This is a genomic window from Microbacterium deminutum, from assembly GCF_039530205.1.
In the GTDB taxonomy this organism is placed as follows: domain Bacteria; phylum Actinomycetota; class Actinomycetes; order Actinomycetales; family Microbacteriaceae; genus Microbacterium; species Microbacterium deminutum.
Window position 1 is genome coordinate 109,706 of the sequence record NZ_BAAAOG010000001.1, and the last position, 15,587, is coordinate 125,292.

Sequence of the window (15,587 nt, forward strand, 5' to 3'; positions counted from 1 at the left end):
CGATGAGGGGATTGCCCTGTGCTCAGGCGCGTGCTATCCCCGGTCGGTCGAGTCCCGACCGAGCTCGGGGGCGGGTTGGGGGGCCGAAGCCTCGAGCGCGCGGATCAGCGACTGCGCGTCATACGGACCCACGTGACGGCGGCCGTTCACGTAGAACGTCGGCACCGCGGTGATGTCCATGGCCTCGGCATCCAGCATGTCGTCGCGCACGCGCCCGGTGATCTCGGAAGAGCGCAGATCCTCCTCGAACCGCGCCATGTCGAGTCCGAGTTCCGATGCCCGGCGCATGATGTCCGAGGGCAGCTGGCGCTCCTGGTCGGCGAAGAGGCTCTTTCCGAACGCGATGAATGCCCCCTGCCGCGCGGCCGCCTCTGCCGCTTCGGCGGCCGCGAGCGCGTTGGGGTGATAGCTCGTCAGCGGCGCGTGCCGCCACACATAGCGCAGCCGGTCGCCGAGCTCGGCTCGCACTTCGTCGATCGATCCTGATGCCCGAGAGCAGAACGAGCACTGGTAGTCGCCGTACTCGACGATCGTGAGCGGTGCTTCGACGGGCCCGATGATGTGGTCGCGCTGCGGGTCGACCGGGCGCATGAGCGTCTTCGTGCCGTCGTCCGGCGGGCGGACGGCATCCGAGATCCGGAAGACCACCGTCGCCAGCACGAAGGCGAGGATGGATGCCGACAGCACGCCCACGCGCGCTTCGTTGCGCATCGCCGGATCCACCGCGAGTTCGACGATGAACAGCGAGATCGTGAAGCCGATCCCGCACAGCGCCGCACCGCCGGCGATCCGGTCGAGTGAGAGCCCGGCGCCGAACGATCCGATCCCGGTCACCCGCATGAAGGCCGCAGAGCCGAACACGCCGACGAACTTCCCGATCACGAGCGCGGCGACGATGCCCCACGTCAGCGGCGAGGTCGCGGCGCGGGCGAGGATCTCGGGGCTGAGGACGACGCCGGCGTTCGCCAGCGCGAACAGCGGAAGGATCACGAACGCGACGTACGGCGCGTAGGCAGCCTGCAGCCGCTCGTTGATCGAGATGGATTCGCGCAGGCTGTTGGCGGCCGCCCGGGCGTACTGGGTGTTCGGCGACTGCTGGAAGGTGCGGGCGAGTTCGAGCGCCTGCTCGACCGCACGGCGGTCGGGCCGATAGACCGGGATGAGGAGTGCGACCGCCACTCCGGCGAGTGTGGGGTGCACGCCCGAGGCGAGGAACGCGAGCCACACGACGATCGAGAGACTCACATAGATCGGCCCGCGGCCGCTGCGCACGTACCGGGTGAAGTAGATGCCGACCAGGCCCACGGCCGCGACGATGAGCGGCAGCGGGTTGAAGTCCGCGGTGTACACGAGCGCGATGATGCTGAGCGCCCCGATGTCATCCACCACGGCGAGCGCGAGCAGGAAGACACGCAGCCGCCCCGGAGCCTTCGGACCCACGAGCGCAAGCGCACCGACGAGGAAGGCCGTGTCGGTGGAGATCACGACGCCCCAGGCGTGGGCCTGTCCGGAGTCGCGGTTGAAGAGGACGAACACCAAGGCCGGGATGACGAGCCCCGCGATGGCGGCGAGCACCGGCACGACGGCACGCGACCAGCTGGTCAGCTCGCCGATCGCGAACTCCCGGCGCACCTCGAGCCCCACCGTGAAGAAGAAGATCGCCATGAGCGCGTCGTTGACGAGGGCGTGGAGGGTGAACTCGAGCTGGAAGTCCTCGATGCCGAAGACGAGGTGGGTCTCCCAGAACCGGTCATAGCTCGCACTCGAGACGTTGACCCAGACGATGGCCGCGATCGTCGCGAGCACGAGCGCGAGTGCGGCCATCCGGGTCATCCCGACGTTGCGGATGCGCTCCGCGATCGACGGGCGAGGACGATCGGCCGGTCGCTCCGGGTCGGGTGATCGCTCGATGAGCGTGAGATGCGTCATCCGTCTCCTCGAATGTCGTGCGCGGGGTCGCACTCGTTCGTGTCTCAGTATGGAGCGCCCACCGGGGTGGAGGGCGCGGAGCGCGCGACTACGCTGAGCGCGTGGACCCCGTCGTCGCAACGCTCGCCATCCTCGGACTCGCGATCGTGGCCTTCGTGAGCAACCGGATCCCGCTCGGCATCGTCGCGATCGGCGTCTCGCTCGCCCTCTTCTTCACGGGCGTGCTCACGCTGCCACAGGCGCTCGCAGGATTCGGAGATCCAACCGTCATCTTCATCGCGTCGCTGTTCGTGGTGAGCGAGTCCCTCGATTCGACGGGTGTCACCGCCTGGGCGGGCCAGAAGGTCATCGCGCGCGCCGGCTCCCGGCGCACCTCCCTGCTCATCATCGTCTGCGTGCTCGTCGCCGCCACCACGGCGCTGATCAGCATCAACGGCGCCGTCGCGGCACTGCTGCCGCTCGTGGTGGTCGTAGCGGCCCGCGCGGGGATCAAGACCTCGCAGCTTCTCATGCCGCTCGCGTTCGCGGCATCCGCGGGATCGCTCCTGCTGCTCACCGGGACGCCGGTCAACATCATCGCCTCGGAGTTCGCGGCCGAGAACGGCGGCCGTGCGTTCGGGTACTTCGAGTTCGCGCTCGCCGGCATCCCGCTCGTGATCGTCACGATCGCCTTCATGGCGCTGCTGGGCAGCCGGCTGCTGCCGAAGCGCGACGGCGGCCGGATGCCGCTCGACCTCGTGCGGCACGCCCGGCTGCTGCGCCAGCAGTACTCGCTGAGCCTCGACACGGCGATGATCATGAACCCTCGAAACGGCGTGACCGAGGTCGTCGTGCCGCCCCGATCGCCGCTCATCGGCACCCAGGTCTATCCCGGCATGGCCACTCCCGAGGGCGAGCTGGTGATCCTCGCCGCCCGGCGCGGAGACAGCGAGCTCAGGGGACAGGCGATCACCGTCCAAGCCGGCGATGCGCTGCTGCTGCAGGGTTCCTGGGACGACCTGACCCGCCACGCGGAGTCATCCGGCGTGCTGGTCGTGGACTCGCCGACGCGGCTGCGCCGGTCCGTTCCGCTCGGGCGCGGCGCCCGGAGGGCGCTCGTGATCCTCGCCGCGATGGTTGCGCTGCTCGCGACCGGCATCGTCCCGCCCGCCGTCGCGGGGCTGCTCGCGGCGGGCGCGCTGGTGCTCACGCGCACCGTCGCCCCGGCCCAGGCGTATCGCTCGATCTCCTGGACGACGGTGGTGCTGATCGCGGGCATGATCCCGCTGTCGACCGCTTTCATCCAGACCGGCACCGCCGATCTGGTGGCGGCATGGCTGCTGTCCCTCATCGGCGACGCCAGCCCTTATGTGGCCCTGGGCATCCTCTGCGTGCTGACGCTCGTGCTCGGTCAGCTCATCAGCAACACCGCGACGGTGCTCATCCTCGCCCCGGTGGGGATCTCCATCGCCACGGCGGTGGGCGTCTCCGTGCAGCCCTTCATGATGGCCCTCACCGTCGTCGCCGCAGCGGCGTTCCTCACGCCGATCGCCACGCCCGCGAATCTCATGGTGATGGAGCCGGGCGGATACCGGTTCAGCGACTACTGGAAGCTCGGGCTGCCGCTCGCCGTGATCTTCCTGCTGTTCGCGGTGTTCTACGTTCCGCTCATCTGGCCGCTCTAGCGAAGCGTCGTTGAGCGAGGAGCGAAGCGACGAGACGAAACGCGTTCGATCGCGACTACGCGGCGGACCAGCCGTTGTCGCTGGCGAGCACGATGCCGTTGACATTGACCCCGTCATCGCTCAGCAGGAAGGTGATGGATGCCGCGAGAGCTTCGGCCTCGGCGGCGTCCGGCAGGATCGACATGCCGAACTGGATGCGCTCGGCGCCCAGGGGGGAGCCGAAAGTCGCCTCGATGTTCGTGATGGTGGGTCCGGGCGCGACCGCGTTCACGCGGATGCCGCTCGGGCCGTACATGAAGGCGCTCGACTTGGTGAGTCCCACGACGGCGTGCTTCGATGCCGTGTAGGCGGCGCCTGCGGCCGAGCCGCGCAGCGCTGCCTCGGAGGCGGTGTTGACGATCGAGCCGCCGCCCTGCGCGAGCATCGCGGGGATGACGGCGCGGGTGAGCTTCATGGTGCCGGTGACGTTGACGCGCATGACGCGCTCCCACACGGCATCCGACAGATCGCCGACCGGGCTCATGTCGTCCATGATCCCGGCGATGTTCGCGAGCGCGTCGATGGTGTCGCCCGCCGCCTCGACGATGCGGGCGATGCCGGCCTCGTCGGTGATGTCAGCGGTGAGCGAGACGATGTCGGCATCCGCGTGCTCGGCGACGAACTCGTCGAGGCGCGCCTGGCTGACGTCGACCGCGATCACGCGGCCGCCCTCGCGTGCGACGCGGGATGCGGTTGCGCGGCCGATGCCGGAACCTGCGCCCGTCACGATGACCGTCTTGCCGGTGAAGCGGCCCTCGCTGATGCGCTCGGTCCATTCCCGCACTTGCACGGTGGGGGTCACGTCGTCCTCGAGGTCGTCGGAGCCGGCGACGTCGACGGTGAGCGTTCCGGCGGGGACATCGCCGTCCTGGGCGCGGCGGACGAGCTCATCGAGCATCTCCTGCGTGAATGCGCCCTGGCTGAGCTTGACGAGGCGCTTGATCGCGAGGCGTCGGACGGGCTTGAACACCTCCGGCGTCTGCCCGCCCTGGGCCAGCATGTCGGTGAGAATCGCGCTGCCCGCGGGGTCCGCGAGCCAGTCGGCGATCGAGGTGTCGCCCGAGAGCGGCTTGGTCTTGGCCATGGTTTCTCCCTCTTGTGTACCGGACAACTATGTCCGGAACAACGATACCATGATACCGGACAAAGATGTCCGGTACTAGGCTACAGCCGTGCCCACCCTGCCGAGTCCGATGCCGAAGACCAACCGCGGCCCTGCCGCCGGTCCCGCCAACCGGCAGGCGCTGATCGCCGCCGCCCGCGAGGTCTACGCCGAGTCGGGGCTCGGCGCCCCGTTCAGCGCGGTCGCCAAGCGCGCCGGCGTCGGACAGGGCAGTCTCTACCGCCATTTCCCGGACCGCACGGCACTCGCGGTCGCGGTCTTCGAAGAGAACGTGGCCGATCTCGAGGAGTTCCTCACATCCGAGGACCGCACGGTCGACGACCTGTTAGGCCGGGTCGTCGACCAGGCGGTGGCATCGACGGCATTCATCGAACTCGTCACCGCGGACCTCCACGACCCGCGCATCGTCCCGCTGGGCGAGCGGTTCAACCGCGTCGTTACGCGATTGGTGGTGCGTGAACGCAGCGCCGGACGCATCGGCGCACACGTCGAGCCCGAGGACCTCGCGATGGCGACGAGCATGCTCGCGACCGAGCTCGCCCGCACCGAACCCGATCAGCGGGCCGACGTGGCAAGGCGGGCCCGGGCACTGTTCCGTGCCGCATTCGCGCCGCGGTGACTCGCCACGTATAGTCCTCGCATGGGGCGCTTCATCTACGACACTGCGGGCAACTCGGTCGATATCGACGACCGGACGCTCGCGCACCTGCGCATCGTCGTCATGAACAAGCTCCGTCGCTCGGAGTCGTTCATGTTCGATGTCGAGATGGGCGATGGCAGTGGTCGCAGGAGCTTCTGGATGCACCCGTCCGTGCCGCTGCAGTTCCACTTCTTCGGAAGTCGTCAGCCTCGGATCAACCGGGCCTGGATCGAAGACCTCATGCAGGCTGCCAGCGGCCCCAACGGACTGAGCATCGTGCCCGAGCCGACCGACGAAGCGCCGCCCCTCGAAGGATGATCGGCTCGCGCGACGGGACGCTCAGTCGTCGTCGCGACCGCCGGACATGTCGGCCCCGGCGACGCTGAGCTTGTCGATCTCGAGGTTCTCGACCTCCACGGTGCCGAGGACGACGCCCTCGCTGCTGTCGACCGGGCTGCCGTCCTCGTCGAGCATCGGGATGGGCCCGGTGTCGAAGTGCTCCGCGACCAGCATGATGCCGCCGGAGGAGTTCGCCGAGTTCGCCAGCTCCTCGATCCATTCGCGGCTGAGCTCCGTCGGCTCCGGGTCGTCGAAGACGAATCGCAGCGGGATCGAGGGATGAAGCCACAGAGTGCTGCGCCCGCGCGGCTGGTCCTCGGGATGCTGCCAAGACACCGTGAAGCTCTCGTTGCGCCGGAGCTTGGTCGCGATGACGACTTTGAGGTGCGCGAGGGCGCGATCCTCGATGTGGATCGGAGTGGCCGATCCGCCGTAGTAGATGGTGCCCACGCTCTCACACTAAGCCCCTCGGGATCCCTCGCCGATCACCCGGCTCGGTTGCGGCGGTGGTCAGCGCGTCGCGCGGGCGAGGTTCGCGACGAGTTCCTCCCGGTTCTGGGGAACGACATAGGCGGGCTGGTCGCGCTCGACGCGCCAGCTTTCGGCGAGCGACCCGATGTCGACCGTGTCGAACCCGAAGGCGTCGTACCATGACGCGACCCACGCTGCGGCATCCGGATGATCGCTCGCCACGGCGAGGGCGTGGCGGTCCGGAGTGCCGGCCGGCGCACCCGTGGTGAGGATGTCGCTGGAGCGGATGTGGTTGAAGGCCTTGACCACCTCGGACTCGGGCAGGTGCCGCTGCAGCAGCCCGGTGACCGTGGTCTGCTTCTCGTCCAGCTCGGCGATGTGGCCATCGCGCTCCCAGTAGTAGTTGTTCGTGTCGAGCACGATCTTCCCGGCGAGCGGACCGGCGGGGATGTCCCGATAGGCCTTGAGCGGCACCGAGACGATCACCACCTCGCCTGCGGCGGCGGCATCCGTCACCGTCCCTGCGGAAGCGTTCGCCCCGAGGCCCGCGACCAGCTCCGTCAGAGTCTCGGGCCCGCGCGAGTTGCTGATCACGACCCGGTGTCCGCGGTCGACGAGACCGCGCGCGAGGGTGGATCCGATGTGTCCTGCTCCGATGATTCCGACTCGTGTCATGCCGGGGGGAAACGCGTCACGGGATGCCGCATTCCCTCGGCGAGCGGCGGGGCTCCGAAGCGGTCGGAGTCAGAGGCGGGACCAGGCCTCCGTCAGGACGCTTCGGAGGATCTGCTCGATCTCGTCGAACTCGGCCGGGCCGATGGTCAGCGGCGGCGCGAGCTGGATGACCGGGTCGCCGCGGTCGTCCGCACGGCAGTAGAGCCCGGCGTCGAAGAGGGCCTTCGAAAGGAAGCCGCGCAGCAGTCGCTCGGACTCGTCGTCATCGAATGTCTGCTTCGTCGCCTTGTCCTTGACCAGTTCGATGCCGAAGAAGTAGCCGTCCCCGCGCACGTCGCCGACGATCGGCAGATCGGTGAGACGCTCGAGCGCGGACCGGAAGACGGGCGAGTTCTCGCGAACCCGGGCGAGGAGGCCCTCCTCCTCGAAGATGTCGAGGTTCTCGAGGGCGACCGCTGCCGAGACCGGGTGGCCCGCGAACGTGTAGCCGTGCGGGAACGATACGTGGCCGTGCGAGAAGGGCTCATAGATCCGATCGCTGACGATCGTGCCGCCGAGCGGCGAATACCCGCTCGTGACGGCCTTGGCGAAGGTGATCATGTCGGGCTGGTATCCGTACGCGTCGCACGCGAAGTACTCGCCGATGCGCCCGAATGCGCAGATCACCTCGTCCGAGACGAGCAGCACGTCGTACTTGTCGCAGATCTCGCGGACGCGCTGGAAGTAGCCGGGGGGCGGCGGGAAGCAGCCGCCGGAGTTCTGCACCGGCTCGAGGAACACCGCCGCGACGGTGTCGGGGCCTTCGAAGTTGATCATCTCCTCGATGCGGTCAGCGGCCCACAGCCCGAACTCCTCGGGCGACCCGCCGCCGAATCCCATCTCGCCGGCGCGGTAGTAGTTGGTGTTCGGGACGCGGAACCCGCCGGGCGTCACCGGCTCGAACATCGACTTCATCCCCGGCAGGCCCGTGATGGCGAGAGCGCCCTGCGGGGTGCCGTGATAGGCGATGAAGCGCGAGATGACCTTGTGCTTCTGAGGCTTGCCCTGCAGCTTCCAGTAGTGCTTCGCGAGCTTGAACGCGGTCTCGACCGCCTCGCCGCCGCCCGTGGAGAAGAACACGTGGTTGAGGTCGCCGGGTGCATGATCCGCGATCCGGTCGGCCAGCTCGATCGCGGCGGGATGGGCATACGACCAGATGGGGAAGAAGGCGAGCTGCTCGGCCTGCCGCGCGCCGGCTTCCGCGAGACGCTTGCGGCCGTGTCCCGCATTGACGACGAACAGACCCGAGAGGCCGTCGATGTAGCGGCGGCCTGCCGAGTCCCAGATGTGATGGCCCTCACCCCGCACGATGATGGGGACTCCGGGCCCCTCGGTCATCACCGACTGCCGGGCGAAGTGCATCCAGAGGTGGTCCTTCGCCATCTGCTGCAGCTCGGACTCGGTGCGGGTCGGGCGTTCGGTCGTCGTCGACATGTCGTGCCTTCCGTCGGGCGTGCTCCCGACGATACCCGCGCGCCCTCGTCGCGGCCACGACGGTTCGTCCGGTTCGCCGCGCCGATGCGGCGGTCCGTCCGCGCCGCGCCGAACGGCGAGTCAGCGAAGGCCGGGGTCGCCGGGTCCGGGAGGCGCCTCGGGGGCGCTCGGCATGCCAGGCACGGGTTCGCTCGGCGCGGGAGTTCCCCCCGGCCCCGGAGGAGCCGGCGACGGTGCGGGCGGGATGCTCGGCTCGGGCGGGCTCGGCACCGTGGGCTCCTCAGGGGCAGGGAACGTCGGCTCCTCCGGCGTCGGGGCGAGGGGCTCGTCGGGGCCCGGCGCGAAGGGCTCCGCCGGCGTCGGCATCGGAGTCTCACCCGGTCCGCCGGGCGGCACCGGCTGCTCGGATGCGAGGGGACGGTCGGGGACGGTGTTGGGATCGCTCATGGAAGGCCTCCTGAGCTCTCAGCCTGCGCCGAAGCGCGGCATCCGTCTCCCGGGTTGACCGGGGGCCATGGCCGGTGTACCCGTCAGAGCGACGACTGCACCGCCGCCGCCACGGCGACCGAGACCGCTCGGGCGTCGGCTGCCGTCACCTCATGCACCGGCCCCGTCAGTCGCATCGTCGACCGCGTCTCCTGATCGTCGCAGGATGCACCCACCCAGAGCTCGATGTCGCCGGGCTCGACGATCCGCGTCCCCCGCCGATCCGCGAACGCGAGTCGCGCAGAGGGCACGTCGAACTGGACCACGGTTCGCTCGCCGGGCTCCAGCGCGACCCGCGCATAGCCCACCAGCTGGGCGACCGGGCGGGTCACACTCGCGTACGGATCTCGCGCATACAGCTGGACCACGTCGACTCCGGCGCGTCCGCCCGTGTTGTGGACCTCGACGCTGACGGTGAAGTGCGCGCTCGTCGCGGACTCGCTCGGAGCCGCCAGCCGGGTGTGCTCGAACGTGGTGTAAGTCAGGCCGAAGCCGAACGGGAGGGCCGGACTGCTGTCGGCGCTCGTGATCTCGGACGGGCCTCCCAGGATCGGATGCAGGTACGTGTACGGCTGCGCGCCCGCCGAGCGGGGCAGTGAGACCGGAAGGCGTCCCGATGGCGCCGTGCGACCCGAGACGATCTCAGAGATCGCCACGCCCCCTTCTTCGCCGGGGAAGAAGGCCTGGAGGACCGCGGAAGGTGCCGCAGGCCCGTCGAGCGCCCACCCGATCGAGTAAGGGCGGCCCGACAGCACGACCATCACCGTCGGCACGCCGGTGCTCACGACCTCTTCCACCAGCCGGCGCTGCAGGCCGGGCAGCTCGAGGTCGTCCACGTCGTTGCCTTCGCCCACCGTGCCGCGTCCGAACAGCCCGGCCCGGTCGCCGACGACGACGACGGCGACCTCGGCGGCGCGTGCTGCTGCGACTGCGGCGGGAATGCCGCTCGCGTCGTCCCCGGTCACATCGCACCCGGCAGCGACGTCGATCGCGGCATCCGTCAGCTCTGCGCGCAGGGCATCGACGAGGCTCGGGATCTCGAGGCCGAGCGGGACCTCGGGGTGGTGCGCCAGGACGTGATTGACGAAGGAGTAGCAGCCCATGAGCGCCTCCGGCGAGTCGGCGTTCGGACCGATCACCGCGATTCGCGCGTGGGCAGCCGGATCGAGCGGCAGCGTCCCGTCGTTCGAGAGCAGCACGACCGACTCCGCGGCGAGGCGACGTGCGACCTCCCGATGAGCGCGGGTGTCGAGATCGATCTCGGTGGGGGGCTCGTCGAACCTCTCGTCGAGCAGCCCGAGATCCTCCTTCTGGGCGAGCACCCGGAGCACCGCGCGATCGACGAAGGATTCGTCCAGCCGGCCCTCTCGCACGGCATCGGCGAGTGGGGCCGTGAATGCATCACCCGTCGGAAGTTCGACGTCGATGCCGGCCCTGAGGGCGAGCGCAGCGGCGGCTCCGAGATCCTCGGCGACGGCATGCATCGTGTGAAGGAACGCGACCGAGAAGTAGTCGGCGACGACGACCCCGTCGAACCCCCAGCGCTCTCGCAGGATGCCTGTCAGCAGTTCCTCCGACGTCGCGACCGGTACGCCGTCGATCTCCGCGTACGAGTTCATTATCGAACGGGCACCGCCGTCGCGCACGGCCATCTCGAACGGTGGGAGCAGCACGTCTGCGAGTTCGCGTCCGCCGGCATGGACGGGCGCGTGATTGCGCCCCGCCTGCGACGCGGAGTACCCCACGAAGTGCTTGAGCGTGGCGTGGATGCCGGCATCCTGCAGTCCGCGCACATAGGCGGTGCCGATCGTGCCGACGACGTAGGGGTCCTCGGCGATGCACTCATCGACACGTCCCCAGCGCGGGTCGCGGATGACGTCGAGCACGGGCGCGAGTCCCTGATGGATGCCGAGCTCCCGCATCGAGTCGCCGATGAGCCGGCCCATCTCCTCGACGAGGGCAGGGTCGAAGGACGCGCCCCACGCGAGGGGAGTCGGGAAGGTGGCCGCCTTCCACGCGGCGAGACCGGTGAGGCACTCTTCGTGCACGATCGCCGGGATCCCGAGCCGTGTCTGCTCGCGCAGCCGTCGCTGCTCAGTCCACAGCCACTCCGCGCGCTCGACCGGATCGACCGGTCGGGTCCCGTACACGCGGGTCAGATGCCCGATGCCGTGCGCGGTGGCATCCTCGTACCTCGTCGAGGTCACCATTTCGCCCGCCATGGGCGCCACGAGCTCATCACCCTGGTCGACCCAGTACCCGACCAGCTGGGCGATCTTCTCGTCGAGGGTCATCTGCGCGTGCAGGGACCGCACCCGCTCGGATACCAGCGGGAGTCCGATATCGCTCATCCCTTGACCGCCCCCGTCAGGCCGCCGACGATCCGACGCTCGAAGAGACTGAAGAAGGCCAGTGCGGGGATCATCGAAAGCGACGTGAAGGCAAGCACCTTCGCGGTGTCCACGGAGTACTGCGACGAGAATGCCTGCACCCCCAGCGGCAGCGTGAAGTTCGCATTGTCGCTCAGAAGGAACAGTGGCAGCAGGTAGCTGTTCCAGCTGCCGATGAAGGCGAGGATGCCGACCGTGATGACACCCGGGACCGCGAGCGGCAGCACCATGCGCCAGAAGAATCCGAGTCGACTGCACCCGTCGATGAACGCGGCCTCCTGGATCTCGTCCGGGATCGCGCGCAGGAACGGCACCAGGATGATGATCGTCGTCGGCAGCGCGAAGGCGATCTGGGGCAGGATGACGCCTCCGAGCGAATTGATGAGCCCGAGGTTGCGCACGACGATGTACAGCGGCGTGATCGCGACGGTGATCGGGAACATGAGCCCGGCCGCGAACAGTGCGTACAGCGCCCCTCGACCCCGGAATTGGTATCGAGCCAGGACGTAGCTGGCCATGAGGCCGAGTACGACGACTCCCAGCGTGGTCGTCACTGCCACGATCGAGGAGTTGAGCACGGCGGTCCAGAACGCTCCGCCTGTGAGCACTTCGAGGTAGTTGGTCCAGACCCACGGGTTGGGCAGCGCTGCGGGGTCCGTCGTGATCTGCGAATTCGTGCGGAACCCGCCCAGGATGATGTAGAGGACGGGACCCAGCATGAGGGCGATCACGATGAGTGCGACGAAGTACACGGCGGGCGAACCCGCCTTCAACCCCTCGCGTCGGGGCGGCGGCAGCTCAATGGTCGCCAGGGCGGCGGTCATCGGGTGATCCTTTCGGTGAGGGCGCCCGCGGTGTCGCGGCGCAGCACGAAGCGCTGATAGATCAGGGCGACGACAAGGGAGATGAGGAAGATGACGACGGCGACGGCGTTGCCGTAGCCGAAGTTGCCCGAGTTGCGGCCGTTGGTGACCATGTAGGTCGCCATCGTGGATGTCCCCGCGACGGGTGCGATGTACTGGCCCCAGATGATGTACACCAGGTCGAACAGCTGCAGCGCCCCGATGATGGACAGGAACGCCCAGATGCGCAGTGTCGGGCCGAGCAGCGGGATGGTGATGCTCCGTTGGATCTGCCAGTAGCTCGCTCCGTCGATGGCGGCCGCCTCGTGGAGCTCGTCCGGGATGCCCTGGAGCCCTGCGAGGAAGAGGATGACGGCGAAGCCGACATACTTCCACGTGAGGATCGCGATGAGCGTCCAGATCGCGATGCTCGGATCCGAGAGCCAATCTCGCGTGAGACCGGACAGCCCGAGGTCGTTGAGCAGCCCGTTCAGGGCGCCATTGGTCGCAAGCATGAGGCTGAAGCCGGTGCCGACGACGACCTCGGCGATCACGTAGGGCACGAAGATGAGCACCCGGATGACCGACTGCCCGCGCATCTTGCGGTTGAGCAGCAGTGCGAGCAGCAGCGCGACGGGTCCCTGGATGATCAGTCCGACCACCAGGATGAACGCGTTGTGGCTCAGCGCCGCCTGGAAGTCGGGGTCGGTGAGGATCGTGACGTAGTTCTTCAGGCCGATGAAGTCCGTCGCGGGTCCATACCCGTGCCAGTTGAAGAAGCCGTAGTAGGCCGCCATGATCACGGGGAAGATGACGAAGCCGATGAAGAAGATCATCGCCGGCCCGGCCAGCAGGGCGATCTCCCAACGGCCCGACCGTCCGATTCCCTTGCGTCGGAGGCGCGGCGATGCCGAGGGCGGCGGTGTGACGCCACCGCCCCCGGCGCGCTGCGCGAGACCCGTCTCAGGGTCGCGCTGCGCGAGACCCGTCTCCGGGCGATCGTCCGTCTTCGGTGTCTCGCTGATATCCATGCGCGGTGTTCCTAGCCCTTCGCGCCGGCCTTGTTGGCGGCGTCGATCATCCCTTGGGGTGAGCTCTGACCGGCGAGCATCGAGACGACCGCCACGTTGAGCGCGTTGCCGACGTTCTGACCCAGCACGGTGTCGAGCCACTGCGAGACGAACGGCGCCTTGTTGTAGGCCTCGAGGATCTGCTGCAGGTAGGGCTCGGTGACCGCCTTCTGCGCCACGGAGTTGACCGGGGGTGACGCGTACGCCTTGTAGTACGCAGTCTGCTGGGCGTCCGAGCCGACGAAGCTGAGGAAGTCGGCGCACTCGGGGGGCGCCTGCTTCGAGCAGGAGTAGCCGTCGACGCCGCCCATGATCGAGCCGGGCTCACCCTGTCCGCCTGAGACCTCGGGGAACGGGTACCACGCGAGGTCCGCCAGCGGCTTCTGGTCGGGCGTCAGCGAGGCGATCACGCCCGGGTCCCATGCGCCCATCAGTTCGCCGCCCGCCTTGTGGTTGGCTACGAGGCCGGCTGAGCTGCCGGCGCCCTGCTGTGCGGAGGTCGTGAGGAAGCCCTTGTTGAACGGCTCGGTCTTCGCGAAGTCTTGCAGGTCCTGCGCGGCCTTCAGCCAGCAAGGGTCGCTGAAGTCCTTCGAGTCACCCGTCTTCTCCATCGTCTGGGCGGAGCACTCGCGCAGCGCGAACCAGTAGAACCAGTGCGCCGCGGGCCATGCGTCCTTCGCACCGAGCGCGATCGGAGCGACGCCCGAGGCCTTTAGCTTGTCGTCGGCGGCCTGCAGCTCGTCGATCGTCGTCGGTGTCTGCGTGATACCCGCGGCCTGATAGAGGTCCTTGCTGTAGAAGATGCCGCCGGGCAGCACCGACAGCGGAATCGCCCACACCTTGTCCTGGTAGGTCTCCGCCTTGAAGGAGCCTGCCGAGATGTTGTCCTTCGCCTCGCCCGTGATCTTGCCGGTGAGGTCCTTGAGTTGGTCGGCCTGCACCATGGCCGCCATCTTGCCGCCGCCTCGCTGCAGGAAGATGTCCGGCGGGTCGCCGGCGTTGAGCGACGTCTGGAGCTTGCCGTCCAACTCCTCGTTCTGGATGGACTGCATCTTGATGGTGACGTTCGGGTGGTCCTTCTGGTACGCGGTGACCGCGTCCTTCCAGAACTGCACGCCCGGTCCGGTGGTGGAGTTCTGCCACAGCGTCATCGTGACCGGGCCGCCGCTGCTCGCGGTGGAGCCGCCCCCGCCGCTGCAGCCGGCGAGCGCCAGCGCGCCGATGACGAGTGCGGCGGACCCAGCGAGGATCCTGTTTCGCTTCATGTGATTCCCGTTCTCTTCTTTGAGGGCACCCCTGCTCCGGGGTGCGATGATCCGCGCGGTCGGGACCGCGCAAGCTCGGCGTGCGAACCGAGTAGGGAAAGTCTGCGTTCACAACAAATCAGATGTCAAACGTTTTCGAAAACGTTTTTTAACCGTTATGCTTCCAGATCATGGAACGACGCCCGACCATCATGGATGTCGCCGCTGCGGCAGGCGTGTCTGTGGCCACCGTCTCCAAGGCTGTCAACGGGCGCTATGGGGTTGCCCCTCAGACCGTCGATCGCGTATTGGCGGTCGTGGCCGATCTCGGCTACGAGTCCAGCCTCATCGCGAGCAGCATGCGCTCGCGGACCACGGGGGTCATCGGCGTACTCGTGGCGGACTTCGAGCCGTTCAGCGCCGAGATCCTCAAGGGCGTCGGGCAGGCCTTGAGAGACTCGCGGTACGACCTGCTCGCATATTCGGGCTCGCACGGGGCCGCGGAGGGCTGGGAGCGGCGCTCTCTCTCGCGGCTGAGTGGAACGCTCATCGACGGCGCGATAATGGTGACTCCGACGGTCGTCAATGTCGGCACCGAGGTGCCCGTCGTGGCGATCGACCCGCACACGGGGCCGGCCGACCGCCCGACTGTGGAGTGCGACAGCTTCGGCGGCGCGATCCAGGCGACCCGCCACCTCATCCAGCTCGGTCACTCTCGCATCGGCTTCATCGCCGGCAGAACCGACTTGCGCTCGTCGATCGCACGGGATGCCGGGTACCGGCGGGCGCTGACGGATGCCGGGCTCCACGTGGACCCCGCGCTCATCGGATCGGGCAGCTACCGCCAGGACGCGGTGCGGGTCGCCGCCCTCGAGATGCTCAGTCGCGTCGACAGGCCCACGGCAGTCTTCGCCGCCAACGACATCTCGGCGCTCGAGATCATGAAGGTCGCTGCGGAGCTCGGGCTCCGGGTTCCGCAGGATCTCTCGATCATCGGGTTCGACGACGTGCCCGAAGCGTCGGCCGCCAACCCCCCGCTGTCAACGGTCCGTCAGCCCATGCAGACGCTCGGCGCCGAGGCTGCCCGGCTGCTGGTCTCGCTCATGCAGGGCGAGACGCCCGCGGCGACGCACCTCACCCTGCCGACCCGACTCGTGCCGCGCGCGACGACGGCGCCGCCCGCCTGACGTCGTCGCAGCCGC

13 protein-coding genes and 1 pseudogene are annotated in these 15,587 nt (G+C 68.5%); 4 read left to right on the forward strand and 10 right to left on the reverse strand.

Translation table 11 applies throughout. The annotated features are described in order from the left end of the window. Positions 1-33: 33 nt before the first annotated feature. Positions 34-1,929 carry a Na+/H+ antiporter NhaA gene (gene nhaA / locus ABD212_RS00535; protein ID WP_344090083.1) on the reverse strand — a complete coding sequence of 632 codons (1,896 nt, stop codon included), beginning with the start codon at positions 1,927-1,929 and terminating at the stop codon, positions 34-36. A gap of 101 nt (positions 1,930-2,030) precedes the next feature. Between nhaA and ABD212_RS00540 the strand changes: the two genes are divergently transcribed. After that, the gene (locus ABD212_RS00540; RefSeq protein WP_344090085.1) at positions 2,031-3,593 is read left to right on the forward strand and encodes an SLC13 family permease; all 1,563 of its coding nucleotides are present in this window, start codon (positions 2,031-2,033) and stop codon (positions 3,591-3,593) included. 55 nt (positions 3,594-3,648) lie between these two features. Here ABD212_RS00540 and ABD212_RS00545 read toward each other — a convergent pair whose 3' ends face one another. Beyond that, a complete protein-coding gene (locus ABD212_RS00545) occupies positions 3,649-4,716 on the reverse strand; it encodes an SDR family NAD(P)-dependent oxidoreductase (protein ID WP_344090087.1) in 1,068 nt (355 codons plus the stop codon). 88 nt (positions 4,717-4,804) lie between these two features. On the opposite strand from ABD212_RS00545, the gene ABD212_RS00550 reads away from it, so the two are divergent. Both ABD212_RS00550 and ABD212_RS00555 read left to right on the forward strand, forming a co-directional pair. Then, positions 4,805-5,374, forward strand: a complete 570-nt coding sequence (locus ABD212_RS00550) for a TetR/AcrR family transcriptional regulator (protein WP_344090090.1) — start codon at positions 4,805-4,807, stop codon at positions 5,372-5,374. A 21-nt stretch (positions 5,375-5,395) separates the two neighbouring features. Beyond that, the gene (locus ABD212_RS00555; RefSeq protein WP_344090092.1) at positions 5,396-5,713 is read left to right on the forward strand and encodes a DUF7882 family protein; all 318 of its coding nucleotides are present in this window, start codon (positions 5,396-5,398) and stop codon (positions 5,711-5,713) included. Positions 5,714-5,884: 171 nt separating this feature from the next. Here ABD212_RS00555 and ABD212_RS00560 read toward each other — a convergent pair. The 8 genes and pseudogenes from ABD212_RS00560 to ABD212_RS00595 all read right to left on the reverse strand — a co-directional run. Then, positions 5,885-6,184, reverse strand: a pseudogene (locus tag ABD212_RS00560) (DUF7882 family protein); the annotation flags it as partial. 60 nt (positions 6,185-6,244) lie between these two features. After that, the gene (locus ABD212_RS00565; RefSeq protein WP_344090094.1) at positions 6,245-6,880 is read right to left on the reverse strand and encodes an NADPH-dependent F420 reductase; all 636 of its coding nucleotides are present in this window, start codon (positions 6,878-6,880) and stop codon (positions 6,245-6,247) included. A 69-nt stretch (positions 6,881-6,949) separates the two neighbouring features. After that, positions 6,950-8,353, reverse strand: a complete 1,404-nt coding sequence (locus ABD212_RS00570) for an aspartate aminotransferase family protein (protein ID WP_344090096.1) — start codon at positions 8,351-8,353, stop codon at positions 6,950-6,952. A gap of 120 nt (positions 8,354-8,473) precedes the next feature. Then, positions 8,474-8,800, reverse strand: a complete 327-nt coding sequence (locus ABD212_RS00575; protein ID WP_344090098.1) for a hypothetical protein — start codon at positions 8,798-8,800, stop codon at positions 8,474-8,476. Between the two features lie 83 nt (positions 8,801-8,883). Continuing rightward, complete coding sequence (locus ABD212_RS00580) at positions 8,884-11,190, reverse strand: beta-xylosidase/alpha-l-arabinosidase (RefSeq protein ID WP_344090100.1); 2,307 nt, start codon at positions 11,188-11,190, stop codon at positions 8,884-8,886. Further along, positions 11,187-12,053 carry a carbohydrate ABC transporter permease gene (locus ABD212_RS00585; protein WP_344090102.1) on the reverse strand — a complete coding sequence of 289 codons (867 nt, stop codon included), beginning with the start codon at positions 12,051-12,053 and terminating at the stop codon, positions 11,187-11,189. The genes ABD212_RS00580 and ABD212_RS00585 overlap by 4 nt, the downstream gene beginning before the upstream one ends. After that, positions 12,050-13,102: a carbohydrate ABC transporter permease gene (locus tag ABD212_RS00590; protein ID WP_344090105.1), complete on the reverse strand. Its 1,053-nt coding sequence runs from the start codon at positions 13,100-13,102 to the stop codon at positions 12,050-12,052. Before ABD212_RS00590 ends, ABD212_RS00585 begins: the two co-directional genes overlap by 4 nt. An 11-nt stretch (positions 13,103-13,113) precedes the next feature. Beyond that, positions 13,114-14,406, reverse strand: a complete 1,293-nt coding sequence (locus ABD212_RS00595; RefSeq protein WP_344090107.1) for an ABC transporter substrate-binding protein — start codon at positions 14,404-14,406, stop codon at positions 13,114-13,116. A 170-nt stretch (positions 14,407-14,576) separates the two neighbouring features. Between ABD212_RS00595 and ABD212_RS00600 the strand changes: the two genes are divergently transcribed. Beyond that, a complete protein-coding gene (locus ABD212_RS00600; protein WP_344090109.1) occupies positions 14,577-15,572 on the forward strand; it encodes a LacI family DNA-binding transcriptional regulator in 996 nt (331 codons plus the stop codon). Positions 15,573-15,587: the final 15 nt, after the last annotated feature.

Bases quoted from the DNA above. Each gene is read 5' to 3' on its own strand.
- nhaA (WP_344090083.1), bottom strand. From the start codon at position 1,929: ATGACGCATCTCACGCTCATCGAGCGATCACCCGACCCGGAGCGACCG.
- ABD212_RS00545 (WP_344090087.1), bottom strand. From the start codon at position 4,716: ATGGCCAAGACCAAGCCGCTCTCGGGCGACACCTCGATCGCCGACTGG.
- ABD212_RS00555 (WP_344090092.1), top strand. From the start codon at position 5,396: ATGGGGCGCTTCATCTACGACACTGCGGGCAACTCGGTCGATATCGAC.
- ABD212_RS00565 (WP_344090094.1), bottom strand. From the start codon at position 6,880: ATGACACGAGTCGGAATCATCGGAGCAGGACACATCGGATCCACCCTC.
- ABD212_RS00570 (WP_344090096.1), bottom strand. From the start codon at position 8,353: ATGTCGACGACGACCGAACGCCCGACCCGCACCGAGTCCGAGCTGCAG.
- ABD212_RS00575 (WP_344090098.1), bottom strand. From the start codon at position 8,800: ATGAGCGATCCCAACACCGTCCCCGACCGTCCCCTCGCATCCGAGCAG.
- ABD212_RS00580 (WP_344090100.1), bottom strand. From the start codon at position 11,190: ATGAGCGATATCGGACTCCCGCTGGTATCCGAGCGGGTGCGGTCCCTG.
- ABD212_RS00585 (WP_344090102.1), bottom strand. From the start codon at position 12,053: ATGACCGCCGCCCTGGCGACCATTGAGCTGCCGCCGCCCCGACGCGAG.
- ABD212_RS00590 (WP_344090105.1), bottom strand. From the start codon at position 13,102: ATGGATATCAGCGAGACACCGAAGACGGACGATCGCCCGGAGACGGGT.
- ABD212_RS00595 (WP_344090107.1), bottom strand. From the start codon at position 14,406: ATGAAGCGAAACAGGATCCTCGCTGGGTCCGCCGCACTCGTCATCGGC.
- ABD212_RS00600 (WP_344090109.1), top strand. From the start codon at position 14,577: ATGGAACGACGCCCGACCATCATGGATGTCGCCGCTGCGGCAGGCGTG.